At 61.8% G+C, this 25,306-nt stretch carries 27 protein-coding genes; 17 read left to right on the top strand and 10 right to left on the bottom strand.

Annotated elements, in window-relative coordinates:
* Positions 1 to 7: 7 nt before the first annotated feature.
* The 4 genes from EK373_RS32445 to EK373_RS32430 all read right to left on the bottom strand — a co-directional run bounded on the left by EK373_RS32445 (position 8) and on the right by EK373_RS32430 (position 5,724).
* On the bottom strand, positions 8 to 3,271 hold the full coding sequence (locus EK373_RS32445; RefSeq protein WP_129649528.1) for a lantibiotic dehydratase: 3,264 nt from the start codon (positions 3,269 to 3,271) through the stop codon (positions 8 to 10).
* 3 nt (positions 3,272 to 3,274) lie between these two features.
* Entirely contained in the window at positions 3,275 to 4,552 is a 1,278-nt protein-coding gene (locus EK373_RS32440; protein WP_129649527.1) for a lanthionine synthetase LanC family protein, read from the bottom strand.
* Positions 4,553 to 4,603: 51 nt separating this feature from the next.
* Entirely contained in the window at positions 4,604 to 4,792 is a 189-nt protein-coding gene (locus EK373_RS32435) for a hypothetical protein (RefSeq protein ID WP_129649526.1), read from the bottom strand.
* 227 nt (positions 4,793 to 5,019) lie between these two features.
* Entirely contained in the window at positions 5,020 to 5,724 is a 705-nt protein-coding gene (locus EK373_RS32430) for an NYN domain-containing protein (protein ID WP_129649525.1), read from the bottom strand.
* Positions 5,725 to 5,951: 227 nt separating this feature from the next.
* On the opposite strand from EK373_RS32430, the gene EK373_RS32425 reads away from it, so the two are divergent.
* The 4 genes from EK373_RS32425 to pth2 all read left to right on the top strand — a co-directional run bounded on the left by EK373_RS32425 (position 5,952) and on the right by pth2 (position 8,216).
* Complete coding sequence (locus EK373_RS32425) at positions 5,952 to 6,275, top strand: hypothetical protein (protein WP_129649524.1); 324 nt, start codon at positions 5,952 to 5,954, stop codon at positions 6,273 to 6,275.
* Between the two features lie 127 nt (positions 6,276 to 6,402).
* Positions 6,403 to 6,963: a GNAT family N-acetyltransferase gene (locus tag EK373_RS32420; RefSeq protein ID WP_129649523.1), complete on the top strand. Its 561-nt coding sequence runs from the start codon at positions 6,403 to 6,405 to the stop codon at positions 6,961 to 6,963.
* 163 nt (positions 6,964 to 7,126) lie between these two features.
* Positions 7,127 to 7,564 (top strand): acetyltransferase, encoded by a 438-nt coding sequence (locus tag EK373_RS32415; RefSeq protein ID WP_129649522.1) that lies wholly within the window; start codon positions 7,127 to 7,129, stop codon positions 7,562 to 7,564.
* 286 nt (positions 7,565 to 7,850) lie between these two features.
* Positions 7,851 to 8,216 (top strand): aminoacyl-tRNA hydrolase, encoded by a 366-nt coding sequence (gene pth2 / locus EK373_RS32410; RefSeq protein ID WP_198683832.1) that lies wholly within the window; start codon positions 7,851 to 7,853, stop codon positions 8,214 to 8,216.
* A gap of 4 nt (positions 8,217 to 8,220) precedes the next feature.
* Here the strand turns inward: pth2 and EK373_RS32405 are convergent, their stop codons facing one another.
* The 3 genes from EK373_RS32405 to EK373_RS32395 are packed head-to-tail and all read right to left on the bottom strand — an operon-like array spanning position 8,221 to position 10,117.
* Positions 8,221 to 9,141 (bottom strand): LysR family transcriptional regulator, encoded by a 921-nt coding sequence (locus EK373_RS32405; protein WP_129649520.1) that lies wholly within the window; start codon positions 9,139 to 9,141, stop codon positions 8,221 to 8,223.
* Between the two features lie 14 nt (positions 9,142 to 9,155).
* The gene (locus tag EK373_RS32400; protein ID WP_129649519.1) at positions 9,156 to 9,782 is read right to left on the bottom strand and encodes an FMN-dependent NADH-azoreductase; all 627 of its coding nucleotides are present in this window, start codon (positions 9,780 to 9,782) and stop codon (positions 9,156 to 9,158) included.
* A complete protein-coding gene (locus tag EK373_RS32395; protein WP_129649518.1) occupies positions 9,779 to 10,117 on the bottom strand; it encodes a DMT family transporter in 339 nt (112 codons plus the stop codon). Before EK373_RS32395 ends, EK373_RS32400 begins: the two co-directional genes overlap by 4 nt.
* Before the next feature lie 189 nt (positions 10,118 to 10,306).
* Between EK373_RS32395 and EK373_RS32390 the strand changes: the two genes are divergently transcribed.
* Positions 10,307 to 11,218 carry a hydroxypyruvate isomerase family protein gene (locus EK373_RS32390; RefSeq protein ID WP_129649517.1) on the top strand — a complete coding sequence of 304 codons (912 nt, stop codon included), beginning with the start codon at positions 10,307 to 10,309 and terminating at the stop codon, positions 11,216 to 11,218.
* A gap of 17 nt (positions 11,219 to 11,235) precedes the next feature.
* Here EK373_RS32390 and pdxR read toward each other — a convergent pair whose 3' ends face one another.
* Entirely contained in the window at positions 11,236 to 12,657 is a 1,422-nt protein-coding gene (gene pdxR, locus EK373_RS32385) for a MocR-like pyridoxine biosynthesis transcription factor PdxR (protein ID WP_129649562.1), read from the bottom strand.
* 93 nt (positions 12,658 to 12,750) lie between these two features.
* Between pdxR and EK373_RS32380 the strand changes: the two genes are divergently transcribed.
* Positions 12,751 to 13,233: a carboxymuconolactone decarboxylase family protein gene (locus EK373_RS32380; protein ID WP_129649516.1), complete on the top strand. Its 483-nt coding sequence runs from the start codon at positions 12,751 to 12,753 to the stop codon at positions 13,231 to 13,233.
* A 14-nt stretch (positions 13,234 to 13,247) separates the two neighbouring features.
* Complete coding sequence (locus EK373_RS32375) at positions 13,248 to 13,892, top strand: HD domain-containing protein (RefSeq protein WP_129649515.1); 645 nt, start codon at positions 13,248 to 13,250, stop codon at positions 13,890 to 13,892.
* A 46-nt stretch (positions 13,893 to 13,938) separates the two neighbouring features.
* Here the strand turns inward: EK373_RS32375 and EK373_RS32370 are convergent, their stop codons facing one another.
* Both EK373_RS32370 and EK373_RS32365 read right to left on the bottom strand, forming a co-directional pair.
* Complete coding sequence (locus EK373_RS32370; RefSeq protein WP_129649514.1) at positions 13,939 to 14,934, bottom strand: AraC family transcriptional regulator; 996 nt, start codon at positions 14,932 to 14,934, stop codon at positions 13,939 to 13,941.
* A 103-nt stretch (positions 14,935 to 15,037) separates the two neighbouring features.
* Entirely contained in the window at positions 15,038 to 16,075 is a 1,038-nt protein-coding gene (locus tag EK373_RS32365; RefSeq protein ID WP_129649513.1) for a proline racemase family protein, read from the bottom strand.
* A gap of 378 nt (positions 16,076 to 16,453) precedes the next feature.
* Here EK373_RS32365 and thrS point away from each other — a divergent pair, with 378 nt between their 5' ends.
* The 10 genes from thrS (at position 16,454) to EK373_RS34510 (ending at position 25,177) form a co-directional block, all read left to right on the top strand.
* Entirely contained in the window at positions 16,454 to 18,379 is a 1,926-nt protein-coding gene (thrS, locus tag EK373_RS32360; protein WP_129649512.1) for a threonine--tRNA ligase, read from the top strand.
* Positions 18,380 to 18,382: 3 nt separating this feature from the next.
* Positions 18,383 to 18,907: a translation initiation factor IF-3 gene (gene infC, locus EK373_RS32355; RefSeq protein WP_129649511.1), complete on the top strand. Its 525-nt coding sequence runs from the start codon at positions 18,383 to 18,385 to the stop codon at positions 18,905 to 18,907.
* Between the two features lie 139 nt (positions 18,908 to 19,046).
* Positions 19,047 to 19,244: a 50S ribosomal protein L35 gene (rpmI, locus tag EK373_RS32350; RefSeq protein ID WP_116810930.1), complete on the top strand. Its 198-nt coding sequence runs from the start codon at positions 19,047 to 19,049 to the stop codon at positions 19,242 to 19,244.
* An 11-nt stretch (positions 19,245 to 19,255) separates the two neighbouring features.
* Entirely contained in the window at positions 19,256 to 19,624 is a 369-nt protein-coding gene (gene rplT, locus EK373_RS32345; protein ID WP_116810929.1) for a 50S ribosomal protein L20, read from the top strand.
* 89 nt (positions 19,625 to 19,713) lie between these two features.
* Entirely contained in the window at positions 19,714 to 20,742 is a 1,029-nt protein-coding gene (gene pheS, locus EK373_RS32340; RefSeq protein WP_129649510.1) for a phenylalanine--tRNA ligase subunit alpha, read from the top strand.
* 34 nt (positions 20,743 to 20,776) lie between these two features.
* Complete coding sequence (gene pheT / locus EK373_RS32335) at positions 20,777 to 23,158, top strand: phenylalanine--tRNA ligase subunit beta (RefSeq protein WP_129649509.1); 2,382 nt, start codon at positions 20,777 to 20,779, stop codon at positions 23,156 to 23,158.
* A 15-nt stretch (positions 23,159 to 23,173) separates the two neighbouring features.
* Entirely contained in the window at positions 23,174 to 23,473 is a 300-nt protein-coding gene (ihfA, locus tag EK373_RS32330; RefSeq protein WP_066919939.1) for an integration host factor subunit alpha, read from the top strand.
* Entirely contained in the window at positions 23,454 to 23,810 is a 357-nt protein-coding gene (locus EK373_RS32325) for a MerR family transcriptional regulator (RefSeq protein ID WP_129649508.1), read from the top strand. Before ihfA ends, EK373_RS32325 begins: the two co-directional genes overlap by 20 nt.
* Positions 23,811 to 24,118: 308 nt before the next feature.
* Complete coding sequence (locus EK373_RS32320) at positions 24,119 to 24,673, top strand: RNA polymerase sigma factor (RefSeq protein WP_129649507.1); 555 nt, start codon at positions 24,119 to 24,121, stop codon at positions 24,671 to 24,673.
* 93 nt (positions 24,674 to 24,766) lie between these two features.
* Positions 24,767 to 25,177 (top strand): transposase, encoded by a 411-nt coding sequence (locus EK373_RS34510; protein WP_129649506.1) that lies wholly within the window; start codon positions 24,767 to 24,769, stop codon positions 25,175 to 25,177.
* Positions 25,178 to 25,306 lie beyond the last annotated feature (129 nt).

Genomic DNA, 25,306 nt, shown 5'->3' with positions numbered 1-25,306 from the left:
GGTGGTCTCAGTCGTGAACCGAGCTGCGTGCCGGCGCGCGGCGTCGAGCCGACTCGGAGTCATACAGTCGGGTCAGAAACTCATAGATCACGAGTTCCTGCTGACGCTGTGAAGAGCGCATCAGCCGATTTACGAACATATGAATTACGCTGTGCGCGATGCTTTCGAGTGAAGTCGACAGCAGGCCGCGCTCGTGCAGGTCGCGCATGCGTGAGATGAGCGGCGCCACCCCCAGGCTGCGTCGTTCCAGAGCGTGTAAGCCGGCGAGGATTGCCGGTTCGGCCGGCGCGGGAGCTTCGGCAATCAACGGTTCGATCGCCTTACGTTGTGCGCGGAAGGTTTCGGCGAACCATTTCTGTGTCGCCTTGTGTTGCGCGTTGAACTCGCTGCTGTATCCATCGCGAGCCTTGCGCGCGAAGACTCGGCGGGCTTCGAGATCCAGTCCGAAGTCACGCAGCCAGCGATCCACGCCTGCCAGTGCCAACTGCCATCGGAAAGTCGCGCCCTGATCACCTTGGCAAGCGGCGATGATTGCAAGTGCCGCCTCGCTGTCGAGGCCGAACAAGCGCTCGGCGCACTCGATGCTCGCAGGTCCGCCGTATCGGTGTGTTTCTCGCTCGTAGGTTGCAAGCTCCAGCCGCCACAGGCGCCGGCTGGTGAGCATCGGGCTCAACACGGCGTGCATCCTGGTCAACGCCTCGGCGTTCAGCCGCTCGGGGTCGCCGTGCAACCGTATTCGTAAATGCGTGTCGGGATCGCCGTAGCGGATGAAGAACCAATTGTCGATCACGCCGCGGTCACGCAGTTCGGCAACGACGGATGCGATGGCTTCGGTCAGCACGCCGTCAGCGGCGCCGTCGCCACCGTAAAGCTTGTAGAACAGCCATTCGGAACCTGCCGCGAAATTCTCCGTCACCTGCATTGCGCTTTTGGGTGGCGGGCCTGCGACAGCGCGGGGCGGCGGCCCAGCGTGTTCTTTAAGCAGCGGCACCACGAGCTCATGTGTAAAGCGGCCTTCTGGGCCATATACAGCGAGCTCGTCCACAGCGGGTACGCATTCCTCGAGAGTTACGATCGGTTTGTTCTTCACCAGATCGCAGAACGAATCGATGCTGAGTATGTTGTCGAGATCGATCAGCAGCTCGTTGTCGACTTCCATCACCAGGCAGAAGCGGGGCAGCCCGCGCTCCTGCCGCAGCGCCTGCACTCGGCGGAGCCGCTCGGCGTCGCGAGCGCCGAGGATCGGCTCGAGATCGATTGCTTTCAGATTCCAGGCGGCGCGCGCCAGAATCGCGCGAGCGCTCGACACTCGGGGCAGAAAAGGCTCATGGCTCAACCTGCCCCAGTTCCAGCCCAGCGAGGCGCGAATGTTTTGTCGGCTCAGGGCGCCGAGAAAATGGCTGACGGCATTGGTAATCGTGAAGTTCAAGGCGGTGGTCTGGCGCGCAATGACCTCTTTGCCGTGAGCGATCGAGTGCAACACGAGACGATCCCCGACCAGCCTCACCATCAGATCCGAGAGCTTGATCTGCTGCTCGGCTTGGGCGCCGGAGCGACCCAGAAAGACGATCTCATGCTCGCGCAGCACGGGTCTTGCGATCAGGTTGCCGGCGCGTCCCTGCGGAAGGTGCACGACCTCCGCGAAGATGACATCCGGTCGATCCTCCGTTTCCTTGCGCAGCAGCTCGCGCGTTTTCTCGCTCAGCTGATCGTCGCCGTAGCAGAAGCGCCCGAGCATTCGGCCTGCCGAGCTATAGCAGCCGTGCACCTGCACTTTGAAGTCGTCGGTCTCGGCTGCGCTATTGCAGGGGGCGATCAGCCGTACGATGAGATCGTAGGAATCGGCGAGCGTCTGCGCGCCCGCCTTGGAATCGAGCGCCTGAAGATCGGCCTCCTCCAAGCGCCACTCGCGGATGTTCTGCGCGCGCAGCGCTTCGAGTCTGCGCATCATGTAAGCGTCCCGAGCGCTCCACAGGGGCTCGGATTCGCTCGCACCGGTGTTGAGGACCAACCCCGCAAGCAGAGACAAATCATCGGTTGCCGAGCGGGCGCCCACGGGAAATCCAATACCTGTTTCGGGGTCGAGCGCTTCCATCAGAGGCACCCAGCGCTCCTCGTAGCGCCTGCGAAAGGCCTCCCGGAAGGCATGCAACGGATCCTGATCCGGCAGCGGGGCAATTCGCTGCAGCAGTGAGACGCATTCTTCGAGTGCGCGCGCGACCTGCGGGCCCAGCGCGAATCGATCGGCCGCTTTGAAGAGATCCACCTGCCACAGGCTCGTACGAGCGGTCGGCACCGGCAGCTTCGCCACCTGCTGCGTGATGGCTTCGTACCGCGAAGCGCAGTTGCCGATGCCGGCCTGATCCAGCTCGTGCATTCGGGACAAAACATCCTGAACGATGTGCCCGATCTCGTGGGTTTCTGCAGAAGCCTTGAGCCTATGGACGAGGGCACCGATCGCATCAGGCCCGGTGATCGGCAGCTCCAGATCGAGAATCAGAATCTGGGCGTCGATCAGCTCGTGGATATACGCGCTCGCCTCATCGACGCTCACGCCCGCTTCGGCGGCAAGCGCGGTCGCGAGCTGCGCGATGGTGGCGCCGACGCTCGCACGCGCCAGCACGCTCAACAGATAGGAATCTTCGGTGACGGCTACCAGCCGGTAGTTTCGGGATCCATGCTCATCCACGGTGTATTCAACGTATCGCAGGCGGTCCGCCGTTCGATAGAGGCTCGTGTTTGGATACACGGTGGATGACTCACGCAGTGCGCGCGACTGCTCGAGGTGGTGCACCAGTTTGCTGGTCAGGCCACGATCGATTCGCGTGCGACGCCAGCTCCTTTCAGCGGGCTCGAGCTGCAGGCAGGTGTGCGGCGCGAATCGACCCAGCGCGTGGCCGGCAAAGAGTCCGAACGGCGTGCATCGATGCGTCATGCGATGGAAGTAACGGACGAGGACGAGCTCCGCCGCAAGGCCACGCTCGCTGTCGGGCTCTTCGAGCCAGTGCGCGAGGCTTCGATCGAGGGAGGCCGAGGCGAGCAGCAGGGCCTCGCGAATCTCGGGGCGGGCGATCAACGCACGCAGCCGCCCGCGCAATGTTTCCCGATCGGTGCGCAGCGCAGGCTCGAGAGGCTCGCCTGCATCGAGCGCTCGGGGTGCCTCGAGATTGGTCGCCCAGTGCAGATATTCCGTGAAGGCCAGCAGCGGTGTTCTGAGGCCGAAGAAACCCGCCACGCGATAGCGCGGCGACGGCGAGGCATCGCTCGACATGATTCAGCCTCCTGCTGCCGGAATGTCGACCATCATGAATTCATCCCAGGCGGGCGGGACCTGCGTCAGAAATCCCAGCAGCGCAAGGCCGATGCCGCCGATGCCTTCCAACAGGCCGTAACGGGGGATCCAGGGGTCTCGCGTGGGCTCATCGGGTTGCGGAGGGAACCACGTGAGGAACCCGGCAGCGGGCGCGCCTTCCTTGCGCATCGCAAGTCCTGCCTGCAGCCAGCGAAGTGCGGCCTCGTGCAGGCAGCGTTCGCCGCTTGCGGCATGAAGTCTCGCGAAGATGTGAGCATTGCCGAGGGCGCCGTGACACAGGCCCGCATCCATGACGTCTCTGTCGGGCGCGGGACGATGCGCCAACGCTCGAGCCAGATCGAGCGCGACGGGCTCCCACTCGGTGCGCCGTGCGTGTCGGGCAATCTGCAAGAGCGCTGCGCACACACCGAGATCGCCATAGCACCACGCCACCTTCGAGCCTTCGATCTCAGGTTGCCGATCCGCCGCCGGCAGCACGGAAAAACCAAAGCGAGATCCGTTGCTGAAGGCGCGCTGTTGAAGAAGCAGCCAGTGCCGCGCCTCGATCAGCAATGCCTGCGCCCCTGGCACGCCGTGTCCAGCCGCTTTGGAAAGGAACACCAGGGCGCCAGGAACACCGTGCGACAGGCCCAGATTGAAGTAACCCTCGGGCGCTTCCTTCAAACCATTGGCCGAGAGGTGTTCGGGGGAGTGAAACCAGGTTCGCAGTCCGCGATCCAGGACGGCGCTTTCTTCCAGCGCGCGTACGACGCATTCGACGATCTGTCGGCCCGCCGGACGATGCCAACGGGCCAGGCCATAGACACCGATGCCGCTCAGGCCGAAGATCAGCTCGCAAGGCAGCGAGCTGCCGTGCTCGCGCAACCCTTCGAGCACTGCCTCATCGGCAGCGTCACACAGATCGTCGCTCTCCGGCAGCACCTCCATCGCATGCGCGTGATTGGCCGCCCAGGCCACACCGACGAAGCTCGAGTACAGGTCCAGCCGCGAAGCCGGGGCGGGCAAGGCAGCCACGGCCGATTGCAGATGCTCGAATGTGAGCTCGAGGTGTCGCTGCGATGTTTCGGGCGGCAACAGACCTGATTTCGCAAGGTACGCGTGAAAGATCGCCAACCCCGCTTCGCCGCCCGCGAGCGCGGGACTCTTGGTTTGTCCAGGCAGCGGCAGGGCCCGCACGATGTCGAGGAGTGCGTCACGTGCCCCTGCGCGCAGATGTTCGTTCACGATCGTCTCGGTCATATATGCGCCGGAGTCACGGGGAAGCTTGTGCTTCCCCGTGGGTCACTTCAGTTAGCAGGCACTGGCGGTGGAATAGGGCGGGCAAGTCATCGTGCAGTACTTGCCGCCGCCATCGGAGCAACCGGGCGGCACACTGAATTCCCGCGGCTGTCCACCCTGAACCTGGCGGGCGTCCGAAGGGCTCAGGACCTTCAGCGTTTCGCGATTCAGAACCAACTTCTTGGTCATGACGTCTTTCACAAAATCTCTCCTTTGACTCAATGTTGCGCAGATGGCGGATGCCACCAGGGACTCACCCGGGCGCGACAAAGCGCTGGCCGTCGCCGCTTCGGAAATGGGTCTCCTATGTAGTCAGCGGATTTGCGGCGGAAAGTGGCTCACGCGCGTCGACCTCCGAGCCCAGGGCGGCCGGCGGTTGATGGGTGTGATCGCAGGGGGGCGTTGAAAGCGAACGTGCCGAAGTGCTTTTAGTTTTCTGGGCGCCGAAAGCGAGGTTGACGGTTCTCTCCGGGGCTCTCCTCGAAATACTCGGTTGCGCGAATCAGATCCGACCAGCGCGCGTAGCCGTAGTTCTTCGAGCTCAAGGAGGAATGGTTGGAGATGTACTGGCCGATGCGGCCCATTGGCGCGAAGCCGTTCTCATCCTTCATGCCTTCGACGGCGGCGCGCAGTACGTTCATCAGCTCGGTGTCCCCGCGCAGTTCGTTCTTCGTCCTTCGCGCCATCATCGATGGCAGAGGGTGCTCGGGGGAGGGCTCCTTGAAGCTGTCGGTGTGAATGAATTCCGAGCACGCCCGCACGAACGGCGCCGGCGTCTTGCGCTCGCCAAAGCCGATGACCGTCTTGCCCTTGGAGAGCAGTTTGAGAACCAGCGGCGTGAAATCGGAGTCGCTGGTTACGAGCGCAAAGCAGTCGACCTTTTCCGTATACAACAGGTCCATCGCGTCAACGGTCATGCACATATCGAGCGCATTCTTGCCTTTGGTGTAGGCAAACTGCTGGATGGGCTGAATGGCGAAGGGATGTAATTTTGCTTCCCAGCCGGGCTGATTCTTCCAGTTCCCATAGCCGCGTCGAATGTTGATGATGCCTTTGGCGGCGAGCTCGCCCAGGATGCCGTCGATGGAGTCGGGACTGGCGCTCTCGCAGTCGATCAAGAGGGCGATTTGCATGGGGTGCTCCCTGCCGAGTCAGATTCGTGTCCCGCGAGCGAAGTGGGGCATGTTTGTCTCCCGGAATCACTTGACGGCTCTCACAAATCTCGATCAAGGTAGCCCTGCGAGTTCTCACAAGTGAGAGGTGAGTAACAGGTGCCGCGGCTCGCCGGGCACATGCTTGCCGTGGAGCGATCGAACAATTAGCCGTCTCATTTGCGCCGGGGCGCAACAGGACTGCAACCATGAAAAATTCTCTGGGGGCCACTCGGCCGTTACCGGCTGTGGTGCTGGCGTTAGGAATCACTCTGGCCGAGCTGGGCGCGGCCCAAGAGCCTGCGGCCGCGGACTTCGTCGTGCCCTCGACGGACCGACAGTGCGATGAGTTCAATCGCTCCTGGGTGGTGAGCAGTCGCCATACCCACTTGAGCATCAAGGTGCAGGTCAGATGGTCGGCGGTCGGAGCCAAGGACATGCAGGAAGAGTTCATCCTGTCGCCGGGCGGGTCCAGAGCCATCGGCTGCGCCTCGAAGCTGGAAGTGATATCAGCCGAGATCATGCAGTTCTAGACAGCCCTGTCTGTGACACGCGCGGCCAATCGCGCTGACGCGATAAGTGGCCTTTTGCCTCTTGCGCTGCGGATCGTCAGTCGGCGATCTTTCCTGCAATCGTCACGTCATCGCAGTTGGCCGAGCAATGCGCCAGTTCATCGAGCACGAATCGCCGCGTCTGCGTTTGATCGCCTGGCGCGAGCGACACATTGCACCGTTCATCGCCATGAATTCGGATCCGGAAGTCATGCGGTATTTTCCCTCGCTCATCTCTGAGGAGCAGTCACGCGCGAGCGTCGATTACTGGCTGAGCCAGTTCGGCGAGCACGGCTGGAGCAATTGGGCGGTGGAGCTGAAGGACAGCGGCGAATTCATCGGGTTCGTGGGCCTTTGGATCCCGAAACAGGAACTGCCCTTCTCGCCGTGTGTCGAGATCGGCTGGCGACTTGCGCGGCGCTTCTGGGGCCAGGGGTATGCTACCGAGGGCGCCAGGGCATCGCTGAGCATCGGCTTCGAGCAGTTGGGCCTTCCCGAAATCGTCTCCTATACGGCGTTGATGAATACGCCGTCGCGCGCCGTCATGGAGCGCATCGGCATGCACAACACGGGGGAGGACTTCGACCATCCGGCGGTGCCGGTCGGCAATGCTTTGCGAAGACACTGCCTCTACAAGATCACTGCCGAAGAATGGGCCAAGCGTCGCTGAAGTGGCGGATGGCGCGGTCGGAATTGGGGGCTACGGTTCTGCTGGTTTGCCATGACAGTTCGCAGATGACCTTCGGGGATTGTTGATGTCCTTACTGTGCGGCTACTTTCTTGAATTCATCGAGTTTCCAGTACGCCGCGCTTCAAATCTTCGGGAACCAGCAATGATCCGCATTCGACCCAATCGACCAGAAGACCTGCCGCGCCTGTTCGAGATCTGGCGAACGGCAGTTGAGGCGACGCATGGATTCGTAAGTCCCGAGCACCTGAGGATGATCGGTGCACAGGTGCGCGAGCAATATCTGCCCAACGCTGTGTTGCAGGTGGCCGTGGATGCTGAGGATCATCCGATGGGATTCATGGGAGCTGCCGAGGGCCTCATCGACAGCTTGTTCGTCGATCCGGCTTATCACGGCCGTGGCGTCGGACGATGTCTGGTTGAGACCGCGAGAACATCGGGTCGCACGCTCAGCGTCGATGTCAACGAGCAGAATATCGGCGCGCGACGATTCTATGAACGACTCGGTTTCAAAGTCATCGGCCGTTCCGAGCTCGACACCGCGGGGATGCCATATCCGCTGCTGCACCTTCGTGAGCAATGACGACACAAAAGATCTGCAGGTCTGCGTGCCACCCAATAAATGTTTTCTGGGGGTTTGGGCCGCTACAATCGAAGCCGGATCGGCCGTGACGCCACGCGACCCTTATGGATGGTTGCGCGAAATGCAGCCCAGGAGGTCATTGTCGACCTCAAAGGCGTCGTTCTCTGGTCGTGGCTGCTCGTAGATTGGTTTTGGGTAGCAGAGCAGCCGCGCCGCCAAGGCATTGGCTTGCGGTTGCTGCCTGCGCATGAGGCAGATGTCGAGGTGCGCTGTGGAACACAAACAAGTGATCGTTCTGCGCAAGGACCTGAACATGCGCAAGGGCAAGATGGTCGCGCAGGGCGCCCATGCGTCGATGCGCGCGATCTTGCAGCTTGGCCATGCCGAGCAGGGAAGCTTCGTCATTCCGCTCGATGCCCGGATCGAGCCTTGGCTGCTGGGGCGCTTCAAGAAGATCTGCGTCTCGGTGAACTCCGAAGAGGAACTGCTGGCGTTACACGATGCTGCAAGGGCGGCGGGACTCATTTCTGCCCTGATTCAGGATGCCGGGCTCACGGAGTTCGGCAATGTTCCGACGTACACTTCCGTCGCCATCGGCCCCGATCGGGAAGACCGTGTGGACGCCATCACCGGAGGGTTGCCGCTGCTGTAGGCGGCTACATTCTCGGTCGCTGTCCTTCGAGCAGCGGCCTTTGGCGACCGAGCTCCGTCGACAGATGATCCATCAACAAGCGCACGCGCGTCGTACGAGCGAGGTTGGGGTGGGTCAGGATCCACAGCGCGGTCGTCATCGCGGGAATTGGCGGGCGAATACGCGTGAGTCGAGCATCGGAATCACCGAGGTAACAAGGCAGCGCGGCGAGACCTGCGCCCGCCGCGCAGAGTTCACGCAACGACACGAGTGAGTCTGCTCGAATCTCGGGTCGAACGGACGGCATCTCACTGCGCATCCAGCGGGCCACGCTCGTGCTAGCGAGCGTTTCATCCGGCCCGAGCCAACGATCGCCAGGCGCTTTCACGGTCGATCGGGGCTCCTCCGCCGTCGCTGCCGCGTACACCGCGAAGGCCACGGCGCCGATGCGCCGGCCGACCAGAAATTCCGGCGCCTCGGCCACCGGGCGGATGGCGATATCGGCATCGCGCTTGGACAGGTTTGCGATTTCATTCGATGTCGCCACATCGAGCGTGATGCCCGGGTGCTGGCGCTGGAACGTCGCGAGTGGCGCCTGTAACACCGAGGCGAGCAGCGTATCCGTCGTCGTGACTCGCACCAGACCTTCAGCGCGCAGATCCTGGCCCGCAAGCCTGCGCTCGATCTGCATCAGCGCGCTCTCAAAACCGCGCGCAGCCGCCAGCAACTCGTTTCCGGCCTCGGTCAACAAGTAGCCCGTGCGCAGGCGCTCAAACAAACGAACACCGTGCTTACGCTCAAAGGCATTGATCCGCCGCAGGACCGTTGTGCGGTTGACCCGCAGGGCGCTCGCTGCGTCGTTCAACGAGCCGGAGTCGGCGAGGGCGAGCACATACCTGAAGTCATCCCAATCGATGGGCCGGTGCGGCGAGAGTCGTTTTGCCATGACAGAAGACTACATCAGAAATGCGATGCAAGTTCTGTCGCGCTCCTGATCGCCTCCGCTCGCAATACCTGCAATGTCGCCGGGTCCGACAGTGTCGGCGCGAGCGTGATTTCCTGCACGCTCTCGATGCCGATGAATCGAAGCCAGCGGCGCATGAACGGCTTTTGAAAATCGTCGGCGTCAGCGCCTGCATCTGCGTGCAGATTCGCGCTTGCATAGATGGCCAATGCTTTCTTGCCCGATACCAACGTTCCGTAGCCTGTCGTGGGTGACCAGGTCCAGTTCTCACCCGGCAGGGTCACGACGTCGATGTAGTGCTTCAAGACGTATGGCACGCCGAAATTCCACATCGGGACGCCGAACACGTACTTGTCCGCCGCGTTGAAGTGGCGCGAGACGTTTCGGACGGCCTGCCATCGCGCCAGTTGCTGCGGCGTGAACTCATTGCTTCTGAGGACCGCGAATTTCGCTTCGATGGTCTGCGCATCGAACGGCGGCAGGCTCATCTGCCAAAGATCGAGCGTCTCGATCTCATCGTTCGGGTGCGCCGCTCGATATGCCTGCTCGAACGCCCGGTACACCGCGATGGTGTGCGATCGGCTCTTGAGCGGCGCAGACTCGATGTAGAGGAGTTTGCTCATGGCAGGTGTCCTTCGAGCCTGGCGTCGATCAGGTGCAGTCCGATCATTCCTGCGAAGATCGCGACGAGACACGCAAGACGTAGGGGGTGCGCGCTGTCCCCATATAGGGCAATGCCAATCAACGACACCCCAATGGCGCCGAATCCGGTCCACACCGCATAGGCGGTGGTCACTGGCAGTCGCGTGACGGCAAATGTGAGGAGGACGACGCTTACGAGCGCGGCGCCCAATCCAAGAACGCTTGGGCCCAAACGGGTCCAGCCTTGCGCGGACTTGAGCGACATCGCCATGACAATCTCCGCGATGCCCGCGGCGAAGAGAAGAAGCCATGCCATCTTCGAGTGCCTTCGATCGATAGGTAAGTGCATCCATGATGGATTGGCTGTTGGCACTTACAACTTGAAGTTGTGCACTCCGCGTGTGCAGACTTGCACACCCAATTCAACGAGGCGTTGCCGCCCGACCGCGCAACCGCCGCTTGATTGCCGGACTCCAAACAACTCACGACCCGCTTGGTGATGCTCATGATTACACGCCGCACCCTTGTGCATACCGCTCTTGGCGCCTTCGCACTGGCAGCGGCGCCATCGCTGTCGGGTGCGTCAGCCAAGCGCCGGTTCAAGCTGAAGCTCGCGCCGCACCTGGGCCAGTTCACGGCGCATGCCGGCGCAGGCGTCGTGGACCAGCTGAAGTTCATGGCGGACGAGGGCTTCACGGCGCTCGAAGACAATTCGATGATGCAGCGTCCGGTCTCGGAGCAGGAAACGATCGCTCGCACGTTGCAGCAGCTCGGCATGTCGCTGGGCGTGTTTGTCGTCGCGGTCGGTGGCAACCAGAACAAATTGTTCACGACGGGTGAGAAAGACAATCCGAAGACGTTTGCCAAAGCCTGTCAGGAGGCGGTGGGCGTCGCAAAGCGCGTGAACGCTAAATGGATGACCGTGGTTCCCGGGGTGTTCACGCCCCGGTTGCCGATCGGAATCCAGACGGCCAACGCGATTGACGTGCTGCGCGCCGGCGCCGAGGTGTTCGAGCGCGAGAATCTGGTGATGGTGCTGGAGCCGTTGGCCGACTCGCCCGATCTGTTCCTGCGCACGGCCGATCAGGCGTATGAGCTCTGTCGGGCCATTGATAGTCCCGCCTGCAAGATCCTCTTCGACATGTATCACCTGCAGCAGAACCAGGGCTCCATCATCGCGAGCATCGATCAGACCTGGAACGAGATCGGGTATTTTCAGATGGGCGATGTGCCCGGTCGGCTCTGGCCTGGCACCGGTGAGATGAACTACGGCAACATCTTCAAGCACATCACGAGCAAGATGCGGGAGAGCGGTCGAGAGTTCATCTTCGGCATGGAGCACGGCCCGTGGAAGGCCGAAAAGGCAGGTGAGCGAGCCTGCATCGAGTCATACGTCGCAATCGACGCTGCTTTGTAGAGGTCGCGTCGGCAGCTCTAGCGGCCGGGGTCTGCCTGTTCGGCTAACTCGACCAGACGACGGCAATCTGCCGCCAATCGTCGTTCATCGAGATTGGTCACGCCGAGCAGCAGTCCGCGCAACGGCGGAGATTGTATCGACCATGGCGAGAGCGGCGTGGGCGCAAGACCAAAGAGCAGAGCGCGTAACGCCACATCGACATCGCTTACCGCTCGAGGAAGAGAGGTGACGATTGCGAGGCCTGCGCTCGCTTGCACGGTCACGGTGTCCGAAGCCACATCCCGCAAGCATCGAAGCAATGATTCTCTTTGAGCATGGTACAAGCGCTTCATGCGGCGCAGATGACGAAGGTAGTGGCCTTCGCGCAAGAACGCGGTGACCGCGCGTTGCACGGTGGCGGAGGGCGCCGGCGCAAGAGATGCCGCGACATCGGCGAACTTACTTGCCAAGGGCGACGGGAACACCACGAAGCCCAGGCGCAACGCCGGGCTGATCGTCTTGCTGAAGCTGCCGATGTGCAGCACTCGTCCCTGATGATCCAACGAGGCGAGCGCGGGGGCGGCGCGCCCTTGCAGCTGCAACTCGCTGAGATAGTCGTCTTCGATGATCCAAGCGTCGTTGCGCCCGGCCCATTCCAAAAGGGCGAGGCGACGTGCAAGCGACATCGTCATTCCGAGCGGCGCGTGCTGACCGGGCGTGGTGATGGCGAGCGCCGCGCCAGGCGCTCTTTGAATGCCGGCGTTCACATCCAAGCCTTCCGCATCGACGGGCACACCCGTGACGCTCATGCCGGCGAAGCGAAGGGCAGTGCGCGTGAGTGGAAAGCCCGGATCTTCCATCCAGGCCTCCTTGCCTTCGAGCTGAAGCGTACGTAGCACTACCCCGAGTGCACCCGAGAATCCACTCGTGATCAAGATCTGCGATGGCTTGCAGTGAAGACCACGAGCGATGGCCAGATAGCCTGCGATCTCCTTGCGCAGCTCCGGCTCGCCGCGTGGATCGGGATAAGAGACCGGCGCAGCCGCAGCCGCTCGACTCGCTCGAGTGAGCATGCGCGACCACAGCTTGAAAGGAAACGCAGCCTGAGAGGGTACGCCCATCTGAAACGTCAGCGGCATCGTGCCGAAGTCGTGGAATAGCTCCGGTACCGGAGTCCCCTCGGCCGAGCGGTCGGGCGTAGACGAGGACGCGGGTCTCTCGGCGACGCGTGTTCCTGCCGCGCCCATGCCAATCGCGAACTGCTCGTCCATCAGGCGTTCGTAGGCGCTGCGCACCGTGCCGCGAGAGACACCGAGCTGTGATGCGAGATCCTGCCACGAGGGCAACTTCGCGCCCGACGCGAGGCGTCCGCTTTCGATGGCGTCTCGAATCGCGCCATAAATCTGTGTGGCCAGCGGCATCGCTCTGCCGCGGTCGAGCTCGATGCGCAGGTCCGGCATGGCCGGATGGTACAGCCGGAAATGCCAATCTTGGTACTGTTCGATGCCCCATGCGCGGAGCATCTTGTAGCCACTTCGTTCGAGAGGTGTGAGATGACACAACGTCTGGACTACAACGCGACCGCGCCGGCCGGCATGAAGGCGCTGGGCGGCGCCTATGGCTACGTCATGCAAAGCGGCTTGCCCAAAGAGCTGGTGACCCTCGTTTTTCTTCGTGTATCGCAGGTCAATGGCTGCGCGTACTGCATTGACCTGCACTCGCGCGATCTGCTCAAAGACGGCCTCGCGACCGAGAAGCTGGTTCTGGTTCCGGCGTGGCGGGAGAGCGGAGCGCTGTTCGTTGAGACCGAGCGCGCCGCGCTTGCCTGGGCGGAAAGTGTGACCCGGGTTGCCCAGACCGGCGTGCCCGATGCGGACTATGAAGCGGCCGCCGCCGTTTTCGAGCCGAAAGCGCTTGCGGATCTGACGATCGCGATCGGTCTGATGAATCTCTATAACCGGATGGCGATCAGCTTTCGCACGCCGCCTGCCGCCGCCAAGCAGGCTTCGACTGCAAAAGCGCACGAGCAGGGCTGAGAAGGGAGAGCGTCGTGAGGCACAACGATATCTTCGGCGTGCGCATTCCCGACAGCGCCTTCGCGCGTGAGGCCACGCAGCTCATTCGCGATACCGAGAGCGAGCTGCTGTTCCGGCACTCCACGCGGGTTTACTTTTGGAGTGCGCTGCTCGGTGAGCGCAAGGGCCTCAAGTTCGATTCCGAGCTGCTTTACATCGCCGCCCTGTTCCATGACATCGGCCTCACGCCGAAGTATGGAACCAGTCAACTGCGCTTCGAAGTCGACGGTGCGAATGCCGCTCGCGAATATCTGCGCGCTCAAGGCATCGCTGCAAGCGAGATCGAAAGAGTATGGCTTGCGATTGCTTTACACACGACCCCAGGCATTCCAGAGCATCTGCATCCAGAGATCGAGTTGCTGCAGGTCGGAGCAGCAGTGGATGTCGTCGGGCGCGGCTATGAACAATTGACGGCGGAGCAGCGTGAGGCGGTCACGGCTGCCTATCCGCGCGGCGAGGATTTCAAGCAGAGAATGATCGATGCGTTCTATCAGGGCATGAAGCATCGGCCTCAGAGCACCTATGGAACGTTCAACGATGACGTGCTTGCGTACAAGGATCCGGGTTTTAAGCGCGGGGACTTCTGCAGCCTCATCTTGAGAGCGCCCTGGTCGTCTTGAGTGCGAGACGTCCCGAGCAACTTTTTTCTGTGACAATGCGCGCGGCCTATCGCAGCGGCTGATCGTCCTGGAATATTCGCGACGCATACCGAAGCCAGCCGACGTGCATCCGATCCTGAGATTCGGCGGGCGCTCTGTGCAGGGTTCGCGACGGCGTTTCACCGAAGAGGATTTTGTAGTTGCGAGCGAGCAGACTCGGGTCGAGAACGCCGAAGCGGGCCGCGATGTGAGTGACGGTATCGTCCCCGGGCTGCGACCTCAGCAGCGCCGCGCGGATTTCGTGAAGCTGGCGAATCTTCAGCAGGCGCATCGGGCCGACACCGAAGTATTCCTGAAAGATGTTTCGCAGCGCTCGCTCGCTGACCTGCGTGGCCCGACACAGGTCGTCGATGAACAGGGGCTGGCTGGGATTGGCGTCGATGAGTGCCAGGGACTTCGCAATGACGGCAGAGCGCGACAGCTGCGGACGGCCAGCATTCCGGGCGGGGCGCACCGGAAGACTGTGTTCCAACGCATGCATGAGTGCCGTGGCGAGCGCGCTCTCGAGGGCGTGCTGTCCAGCCACCTCCGCGGCGAGGGCCGAGTCAATCAGCTCCTTCACCTCGTCCAGGAAAAGTTTCGGTGTGCGTCGATGAACCGTGTGATCGACGCTTTCGCCAGCGAATGCCACGACGGCCTGCGCGGCCAATGTATGATTCGAAGGAAACGTCACCGTGGCCCATCGGCAGGCGTCGCTGCCTGTCCAGACGAGCGGACAGTCGCCGTGCAGAAATAGAAACGCGTTGGATTCGAGCGATTGCCCGTTGATTCGCACGCGACCGGGATCCGTCAGCGGCACCTGAAAGGTGAGGGTTCCCTCGGCGCCGGTTCCTGCGAAGGTAAACGGGCCACCCGTCTGGAGTTGCTGCATCGAGGAGGTCGCAAGCTCGATGCCCTCGATCCACCAATGCGTCGCGGCAGGCGCGGTCCGAACGAAACACCCGGCGGTGCCCCGCATTGCCTCTGCGAACTGATCGATATCCTGGTAGACGATCCTGGTCACGGATGATGAGCAGATTGCGGCTCTATAGGGGAGCGCTGCAGTTTGTTACTGTGAAATGGCAAATGCCATTAGCGGTTCCCCACAGTGCGCCCGTTGGCCTGTACTACCGAAAGTTGAAGCCTCGCCCGAGCGGGTCGTCTGGATTTAGATACAACTCATTGCGACCGGTGATGTGCGCGGTGCCGCTCACTTCCGGAATGATCGCGGCGTGGGGGCCGAACGGCGTCGCCTCGGCAACGCGCACCGTCATGGTGCTGCCCAAAATGCTTTCGATCGTGATGGGCGTACCCAAGGTGAGCTCGCCTCGGGCGTAATGGAGTGCCGCCCGTGCGCTGACTCCGGACCCGGTGGCGGACCGGTCGACCTCGCCATCCGCGAAAATACAAACATTCCGACTGTGATGACCGGGCTCCTGGGCCGGTCCCGTGAAGATCGTGCCATAGAGGAAACCGAGATCCGTTTCGAACGGGTGCTCGACGGGAACGCTGGCCATCACTGCATGTTTGATGCGTCGACCCAGATCGATGAGACGATTGAACTCGCGGGGCTCGAGCGTGAGATCGAGGGGCGCGGCCTCGACGATGGCATAGAAGGCGCCGCCATAGGCGATATCGAATCGCACGCGACCCAAGCCCGGCACGTCGACGTGCTGGTCGCGTCGATAGACGAAGGAGGGCACATTGCGGAAGGACACGTATCTCACGCGCTCGCCGTCCATGTGGGCGATGGCGTGGATGCGCCCAGCGGGCACATTGAGGCTCAGCTCGCGTCGTTCGCCGGAGCGTTCGATCAATGCTGTCTCGAAGGCGAGCGTGGTGATGGCGATGATCGCGTGCCCGCACATGGTGCTGTAGCCCTCGTTGTGCAGGAAGAAGACGTCGAGGTCGGCGTCTCGCGAGGGCGTGATGACCGCGCCGTACATATCCGAATGGCCGCGTGGCTCCCACATCGTCGCGGTGCGAAGGTGATCGAAGTGGTCGCGGAAGTAGCGACGCTTATCTAGTACGGTCTCGCCCGGCAGCTCGGGAAGCCCCGAGGTGAAGATGCGCAGCGGCTCGCCGCCGGTGTGCATTTCGAGGGTCGTGATGCGTTGAAAGTGCGCGGGCGGCTGCCAGCGCCATCGATCGAAGATGAAGCTCATACCTTGCCTTTCCTCCGGCCTCACTGCGGCCGTGAGGCGGCTAGATAAATACACCCATGACTTAGGGCCTGTCCGCTCCAGTGCTCTGCGCTCGCCAAAGCCGATATGGAGGAAGCGGGCGATCAACTTCAGGGTCCCTTGGGGCGAGGCTGATGCCGCCGACGGGCCGGCTGATGCCTCCGAGGCTACTAAAGGAAGCGTCCGTAAGTCTTTGTCACCGCTGGATAATTCTTCACAGAACGCGGCTCGAAGCTGCGCTGGGTAGGTCCTCATCCTTTCCGGCTCGGCTCGTCGTCCTCGCGGTTGCCTGCCATAACGCGGCCGGGCATACTGCGCGTCCTTTTTTCCTGCCGCTAACGGCTTGAATTCTCTCGTCTCATGCCTGTAATCACCCTGCCGGACGGCAGCCAGCGTACCTACGCAGAACCGGTTTCGGTCGAGAAGGTTGCCGCAGACATCGGCGCCGGTCTCGCCAAAGCGGCGCTGGCGGGCAAGGTCGATGGCCGTCTCGTCGACACCTCCTACGTCATCGATAAGGACGCGCAGCTCGCCATCGTCACGAGCCGCGACGCCGACGGCGTGGATGTCATTCGGCATTCGACCGCGCACTTGCTCGCCCAGGCCGTGAAGCAGCTGTTTCCGGAAGCGCAGGTCACGATCGGCCCGGTGATCGAGGACGGCTTTTATTATGACTTCGCCTACAAGCGCCCGTTCACGACCGAAGATCTGACGGCGATCGAGGCTCGCATGCACGAGCTCTCCGACGCGGATCAGAAGGTGTCCCGTCGCGTGATGAGCCGCAATGACGCGGTGAAGTTCTTCCAGGACCAGGGCGAGATCTATAAGGCCGAGATCATCGCCAGCATTCCGGAGAAGGAAGACATCAGCCTGTACGGGCAGGGCGACTGGGTCGACCTGTGCCGCGGCCCGCACGTGCCGAGCACCGGGAAGTTGAAGGCCTTCAAGTTGATGAAGGTCGCCGGCGCCTATTGGCGCGGCGATTCGCGTAACGAGATGCTTCAACGCATCTACGGAACTGCCTGGGGCGATGAGAAATCGCTCAAGGCGTACCTCACTCGCTTGGAGGAGGCCGAGAAGCGCGATCACCGCAAGATCGGCAAGGAACAGGACCTGTTCCACTTCCAGGAGGAAGCGCCCGGCGCCGTGTTCTGGCATCCGAAGGGCTGGACGCTGTTCCAGACCCTGATCGCCTACATGCGTCAGTACCAGAGTCGCGCCGGCTGGCAGGAAGTGAGCGGTCCGGAAGTCATGGACGTGAAGCTCTGGGATGCCTCGGGGCACCTCGCGACGTTCGCCGAGAACATGTACTTCACGGAAGTGGAGAAACGGAAGTTCTGCTTGAAGCCCATGAACTGCCCGGGCCACGTGCAGATCTTCAACCAGGGCCTGCGCAGCTATCGCGATCTGCCGCTGCGCTTTGCCGAGTTCGGCAAAGTACATAGATATGAGCCGTCGGGCGCGCTGCATGGCCTGATGCGCGTTCGCGCGTTCACCCAGGACGACGGCCACAGCTTCGTCGCGATGGACCAGCTGTTCGATGAGGCCGTGAACCTCACCAAGCTGATCCTCGGCATCTATGCCGACTTTGGCTTTACTGACGTGCGCATCAAGTTCTCCGATCGTCCGCCCAAGCGGGTCGGCGCGGATGAGGTGTGGGACCAGTCCGAAGCCGCGCTCAAACAGGCGGTTACCGCCGCGGGCCTCGAATACACCTTGAATCCGGGCGAGGGCGCGTTCTACGGGCCGAAGCTTGAATTCGTGCTTCGCGACGCCATTGGTCGGGACTGGCAGTGCGGCACCCTGCAGGTCGACTTGAACATGCCCGGTCGGCTCGGCGCGCACTACATCGGTGAAGATGGCCAGAAGCACACCCCCGTGATGCTGCATCGGGCCATGTTCGGCTCGCTCGAGCGCTTCACCGGCATTTTGATCGAGCATTTCGCGGGCAAACTGCCGGCCTGGCTCGCGCCGGTGCAGGCTGTGGTGATGAACATCACGGACGGGCAGGCCGAGTACGTGCGTAGCATCACTGAAACCCTGAAAAATCAGGGGCTTCGCGTGACTTCAGACTTGCGCAATGAAAAGGTCGGCTTTAAGATTCGCGAACACACCCTGCAGCGGGTGCCTTACCTATTGGTGGCGGGCGATCGCGAAGCAGGTTCGAATTCTCTGGCCGTGCGCACGCGTAATGGCAAGGATCTCGGGGCTATGCCGGTTGAGGTATTGGCCGCGAAGCTTGCCGAAGAAGTCGCGAGCCGCGGCCGGACTAGTTTGGAGGTATAACGCATCGCTGCTCCCATAGGAAAACGCGTTCGTCGCAACGAAGAGATCACGTCGCCTCAGTTGCGAGTGATCGATGCTGCCGGCGAACAGGCGGGCGTCATGAGCCGCTTCGACGCGCTGGAGATGGCCAAGGCCGCCGAACTCGATCTGGTTGAGGTATCGCCGACGGCGGAGCCGCCGGTCTGCCGCATCATGGACTTTGGCAAATACTTGTTCGAACAGAACAAGAAGGCCCACGCAGCGAAGCGCAAGCAGAAGCAGATACAGATCAAGGAAGTGAAGTTTCGCCCCGGCACCGAGGAAGGCGATTACCAGGTCAAGCTGCGTAATCTGATCCGCTTCCTGGAGGAGGGCGACAAGGCCAAGGTAACCATGCGGTTCCGTGGCCGTGAAATGGCTCATCAGGAAGTCGGCCGTGAATTGCTTGGGCGAGTCCAAGCCGATCTGGCGCCTTACGCCACGGTCGAGCAGAACCCGCTCATGGAAGGACGGCAGATGGTGATGATGTTCGGACCTAAGAAGAAGTAGGTCGTCGAACAACACAAGTGACCCTTCGGGGTCACGACAAGCGAACAGCAACGACTCAATAAAAGGTCGGCGCTGTCCCGCCTGACAGGGCGCCCATAACAGGCGTACCTCAAAGGCTAACAAGTAGTTGAGAAATGCAATGCCTAAGTTGAAGACCAACCGGGCAGCGGCGAAGCGTTTTCGCCAGACTGCCAAAGGGTTCAAGCGAGCCCAATCGCACCGTCGTCACATCCTCACCAAGAAGCCGAGCAAGCGTAAGCGTCAGCTGCGCGCGCCTTCGATGGTCGCGAAGCAGGATCTGGTCCGCATGGAGCAGTTGCTCCCGAACGCGAAGTGAGGAGATAAGTCATGGCACGCGTTAAAAGAGGCGTCATTGCGGGCGCCCGTCACAAGAAGATCCTCAAGAAGGCGAAGGGTTACTACAACGCCCGTCGCAAAGTTTTCCGCGCCGCGAAGCAGGCCGTCATCAAGGCCGGCCAGTATGCGTATCGCGATCGCAAGACCAACAAGCGCAACTTCCGCGCTCTGTGGATCACGCGCATCAACGCCGAAGCTCGCGTTCACGGCTTGTCTTACAGCAAGCTGATCGCTGGCTTGAACCTCGCGGGTCTGTCGATCGACCGCAAGGTGCTGGCCGACATCGCGATGAACGATCCGGCGGCGTTTGCAGTCATCGCGCAAAAAGCTCGGGACAGTCTGCTGAAGCAAGCAGCTTGATCCTCGGGCTCCACGCTCGATAAATGTTGATTGAATCGGGCGTCCACAGTGACGCCCGATTCGTCTCAAGACCCGGAAAAACCAAGGCTATGACCGACACCGTTCTTGATCTGCCCGCGCTCATCGACGCCTCTCGCGCCGAGATCGCGGGAAGCGCCAGCCTCGATGATCTCGAGCAGATCCGTGTGCGCCTGCTTGGCAAGAAAGGCTCGGTCACCGAGCTGTTGAAATCGTTGGGCGCCATGGATCCCGAGGCGCGGCGCACCGCGGGCGCGAAGATCAACGAAGCAAAACAAACATTGACGGGCGCGCTCGAAGAGCGTCGCGCGGCACTGGAAGCGGCGAAGCTCGCGGCGCAACTCGCAAGCGATGCCGTGGATGTGACGTTGCCTGGCCGCGGGCAGACGATCGGCGGCTTGCATCCCGTGACTCGCGTGCGTCGTCGCATCGAGCAGATCTTCCGGAACGCCGGCTTCACGATTGCCGATGGTCCTGAGATCGAAGACGACTGGCACAACTTCGGCGCGCTCAACATTCCGGAGAATCATCCGGCCCGCGCCATGCACGACACGTTCTATTTTCCGGACGGCCGGCTGCTTCGCACTCACACCTCCCCGGTGCAGGTGCGCTCGATGGAAAAACAACAGCCGCCAATTCGCCTGATCGCGCCGGGTCGCGTGTATCGCAACGACTCGGATATGACGCACACCCCGATGTTCCACCAGGTCGAAGGCCTGGTCGTGGATGAGGGCATCTCGTTCGCGAACATGAAGGCGATCTTGCACAGCTTCATGCGCGAGCTCTTCGAGAAGGACGTGAAGATGCGTCTGCGTCCGTCGTACTTTCCATTCACGGAGCCCTCGGCGGAAGTCGATATTTCCTGCGTGTCCTGCGGCGGGTCGGGATGCCGTGTGTGCAAGCAGACCGGCTGGGTGGAAGTATCCGGCTGCGGCGTCGTGCATCCCAATGTGCTGAAGGCAGTGAACATCGATCCGGAGCGTTACACCGGCTATGCGTTCGGCATGGGTATCGATCGGCTCACCATGCTTCGCTACAACGTGAACGACATTCGCCTGTACTTCGAGAACGACCTGCGGTTCTTGAAGCAGTTCGCTTGATGATGGCTGCCATTAACGCATTGGAACGCTCGCGATGAAGATCAGCTTGAACTGGTTGCGTGATTGGGTGGACACGGGCGATGACGTCCCGGCGCTTGCGCACGCGTTGACGATGGCGGGCCTCGAGATCGAGGGCATCGCCGCAGCTGGCCCGCAGCTTCCCGGAGTCGTCGTCGGTGAAGTGAAGTCCGTGACCAAACATCCCGACGCGGAGAAGCTGAACGTTTGCGTCGTGTCCACGGGGGCGGAAGAATTTCAGATCGTGTGCGGCGCGCCGAACGTTCGCGTCGGCATGAAGGCGCCGCTTGCGACCATTGGCGCGAAGTTGCCGAATGGCACCGAGATCAAGCGCGCGAAGCTGCGCGGTGTCGAGTCGGCCGGCATGTTGTGTTCGGCGCGTGAGCTTGCGATCAATGAAGAGGCGTCCGGCCTGTACGATTTGCCGGCGGATTTGAAGCCGGGACAGGACCTGGTCGGCGCGCTCGGTCTTGATGACACGATCTTCGACGTGAATCTCACGCCGAATCGTGGCGATGCCATGAGCGTGCAGGGCGTCGCGCGTGAAGTTGCCGCCGCGCGTGGCAAGCCGTTGCATCCGCCGGTGATCGAGCCGGTAGTGCCGACAATCACCGATACGTTCCCGGTTCGCATCGAGACGGGCAAGGCCGCGGATGCACCCGTGGGCTGTTACAAATTCGTCGGTCGCGTGATTCGGGGCATTCGCTCGCACGCCGCTTCCCCGTTCTGGATGCAGGAGCGCCTGCGTCGCGCGGGCTTGCGTCCCATCAGCGCCGTCGTCGACATCACCAATTACGTGATGCTCGAGCTCGGCGCGCCGATGCATGCGTACGATCTCGCCAAGCTGAGCGGCGGTATCAGCGTTCGCTTCGCGAAGCCCAACGAGAAGCTGAAGCTGCTCGATGGTCGCGAGATCGTGCTCACACCCGATGTGCTCGTGATCGCGGATGAGCGCTCCATTCTCGGCATGGCTGGAGTGATGGGCGGCGAACACTCCGGCATCGCCGATGGCACGGTCGATGTGTTCTTCGAATGCGCGTTCTTCGATCCGAATGACGTAGCTGGTCGCGGCCGTCGTTATGGGTTGATCACGGATGCATCGCAACGCTTCGAGCGTGGCGTCGACCCCGAATTGCAGGAGCGTGCCATCGAGCGTGCGACGCAGTTGCTGGTCGAAAGCGCGGGCGGCAAGGTCGGCCCCTTGGTCGTGACGCGCGCATCGCGAAGCTACCCGGCTCTCGCGCCCGTCCGCCTACGACACAGCCGGGTCGAGCGCGTGCTCGGCGCGAAGATCGATGCGTCGATCGTGCAGTCGCTGCTCGAGCGGCTCGGCATGGTGGTGAGCGGCAGTGCAGGGCAGTGGCAAGTCACGCCGCCGACCTGGCGGTTCGACGTTCGCATCGAGGAAGACCTGATCGAAGAAGTCGCGCGCCTGCATGGCTTCGAGAACATTCCCGAAGCTGCGGAGATCGGTGCGCACGAGCCCTCGCCCTGGACCGAAACGCAGATTCGCAACGAGCGCGCGAGCGATCTGCTCGTCGATCGCGGCTATCAGGAAGCCATCAACTACGCGTTCACCGATCAGGCGTATCAGTCGGCGCTGTGTCCGGAACCCGCCGTTGCATTGAGCAACGCGATCTCCGCGGAGCTTGCGGTCATGCGAGTGTCGCTATGGCCCGGATTGCTTCAGGCGGTCGGCAGCAATCAGCGCCGTCAGCAGCCGCGCGTGCGTCTGTTCGAAGTGGGGCGCCGCTATTCCGCGGCAGGCGAGACCGAAGTGATCGCGGGTGTCGTGACCGGCTCGGTGTTACCTGAGCAGTGGGGCGTGGAGTCACGCAAGGTCGACTTCTTCGACGTGAAGGCTGATGTCGAAGCACTGATCGGACTCACCGGCGCAGCGGATGCATTCCGCTTCGTCGCCGAAGCCCATCCCGCGCTGCACCCGGGCCAGTCGGCGCGAATTTACCGGGGCGACCGTCCAGTCGGTTGGCTAGGCGCCGTTCACCCCGAGCATTCCAAGCGCCTGGATTTGACATATCCGGTGTTCGTCTTCGAGTTGGAGACCGCTGCAGGCCTGGCCGCGGTCGTCCCTGAGTTCGAGGAGATTTCCCGATACCCCGCCATCCGGCGCGATATTGCGGCGATCGTCGACGAAGGGTTGCCCGTCGAGGCCGTTCGGGCCGTAGTGCAGCAGAGCGCTGGAAGGCTCTTGAAGCGCTTGACCGTGCTCTCGGTGTATCAGGGGCAGCAGTTACAGAAAGGCAAGAAAAGCATAGCCTTAGGACTGCAATTGCAGGATACTTCCCGCACGCTGACGGACAACGAAGCCGACGCCCTCGTGGCGCAGGTCGTCGAACAACTGGGCCGACAGCTGAACGCCACCCTCCGGGATCAATGAGCGGGACACAGCAGCATGGCACTGACCAAAGCGGAGATCGCAGAAGCACTGTTCGACCAGCTCGGTCTCAACAAGCGCGAGGCACGCGAGCTGGTGGACCTGTTCTTCGAGGAGCTGCGCGCGTCGCTCTCGACGGGCGAGCAGGTCAAGCTTTCCGGATTCGGCAACTTCGATTTGCGCGATAAGAACCAGCGCCCCGGGCGCAACCCCAAGACTGGCGAAGAAATTCCCATCAGCGCCCGTCGCGTGGTGACCTTCCGCCCCGGCCAAAAACTGAAAGCCCGAGTTGAGGCCTATGCTGGAAGCAGGCAATAACAGCGAGCTGCCGGCAATCCCCGGCAAACGCTACTTCACCATTGGCGAAGTGAGTGAGCTGTGTGGCGTGAAGCCGCACGTGCTGCGCTATTGGGAGCAGGAGTTTCCGCAACTCAAGCCCGTGAAGCGGCGCGGCAACCGTCGCTACTACCAGCGGCAGGATGTGCTCGTCATTCGACAGATCCGCTCTCTTTTATATGAGCAGGGCTTCACCATCGGCGGCGCTCGCAATCGCCTGCAGGGCGATGAGGCGCGGGACGATCTCACGCAGGCGCAGCAGATCGTGCGTCAGATTCGGGTGGAGCTCGAGGAAGTCCTGCGCATCCTGAGGCGCTGATTTTCTGAATTGAATCCGTTCGCGCCACGTCTCGCGTGGCGCCTCGATGGCCAACTCTGGCCCGTCCACGACAACTCTTCCAGGACAATTGCCGGCGCTGTGTCGCCTTCGCGCCAGCGCGCCAAGCGCTCCGTCTGAGTCGCTAACTGCATATTAGTCGCAGTCTCTAGTCCGCACTCGTCGGCTTCTCGCCACACGACCGCGCACGCGTGCGAACCGGCCTCCTTTCATTTGACTAATGTTCATTCTGCGATGTATATAAGTGAACAAAGTTCATTCGGCGGCGATGCGATAGGGGGACAGCTGCAATGAAACTCAATGTTGTTGGCGCGCGCGCGCCCGTCACCGTGGCCACCCCTGCCGCGCCGAAACGGTCCTTCACTTCGAGTTGGGAGGCCGTGGTGCGCCGCTGGCTCTGGGGCCGATCGTCAACCAACCTAGGCGACGTGTCTCAGGAAGTCTTCATCCGTTTCTCGGGGTATACCGATGAGACCTTGATGAGGTGCCCGCAGACCTTCGTGCTGAAGGTCGCGGCGAATGTGGTGGACGAGTGGTGTGGCGTGCCTGGGAATGAGTGGCTGGAGGATGAAGAAGAGTTGACTGGGAAGCAGAGTAGTGCAGCTCAGAAAGGGAAAGGGAAGTCAGTCAGCAAGGCGGTCGCGAAGCAGTTGCAGGCGGCGGTCGATAGGTTGCCGTTGAGGCAGCGCCAGGTGCTGTTGATGCATGTGAATGAGGGGTTGACGTACGAGCAGATCGCGCAACGCGTGAGGATGTCGCCGGGGATTGTGAGAAGGGAGTTGGTGAGGGCGTATGCGAAGGTGAGGTGTGAGATTGGGGAGAAGGGGATTGGGATCCTCTCTTGAGTGGTCAGCGCCTTTGGTGAAATTCCCTATGCGTGAGTTTCTGATTTTCAAGGTGTAGAGCCATGCACTCCGCTCCGACTCAAGGAGCGAGTGATGGCAAAAAATCATACAGCGCCGATTGCGGCATCAGGGTTTGATCAGCGACATCAATTCGCGCGGCATCCAAGACATCCTGATAGCGGGGGGGCAGACGGCTCAACGGGCTTTCGAGACGCGATCTCCGACGTGTTTCCCAACACCGTGGTGCAGACTTCCATCGTGCACCTGATCCGCGACTCACTGCAATTTGTTTCGTGGGCGGAACGCACACGGCTCATGAGGGCATTGCGCCACATCTATCATGCGACAAGCGCCGGGGCTGCCGCCGTGGCAGTCGAGCTTTTTGCTCTAGACAGGTTGCTCAGCGTGCGTGGAGGTCTGCTGGCCTGGCGACGCGATTCTTGTTCAGTCGCGCGGCCGCTTTCGCGGAGCAGGGGGGGGCTTTACGCTTGCGTGCTCCGGTGAGACGGTAATCCCCCCGTTTATAGCTGCAGCCAGAAGTGGAAAGGAACTAAGCAGCCATCGCCAACTTCTGTATCGGCGTGAACCCACCTAGCGCCATGTTGGGACGCTCATTGTTGTACGTCCAGAGCC

The sequence above is a fragment of the Peristeroidobacter agariperforans genome (assembly GCF_004138335.1).
In the GTDB taxonomy this organism is placed as follows: domain Bacteria; phylum Pseudomonadota; class Gammaproteobacteria; order Steroidobacterales; family Steroidobacteraceae; genus Steroidobacter; species Steroidobacter agariperforans.
This window is presented reverse-complemented; position numbering and strand designations above follow the sequence as displayed.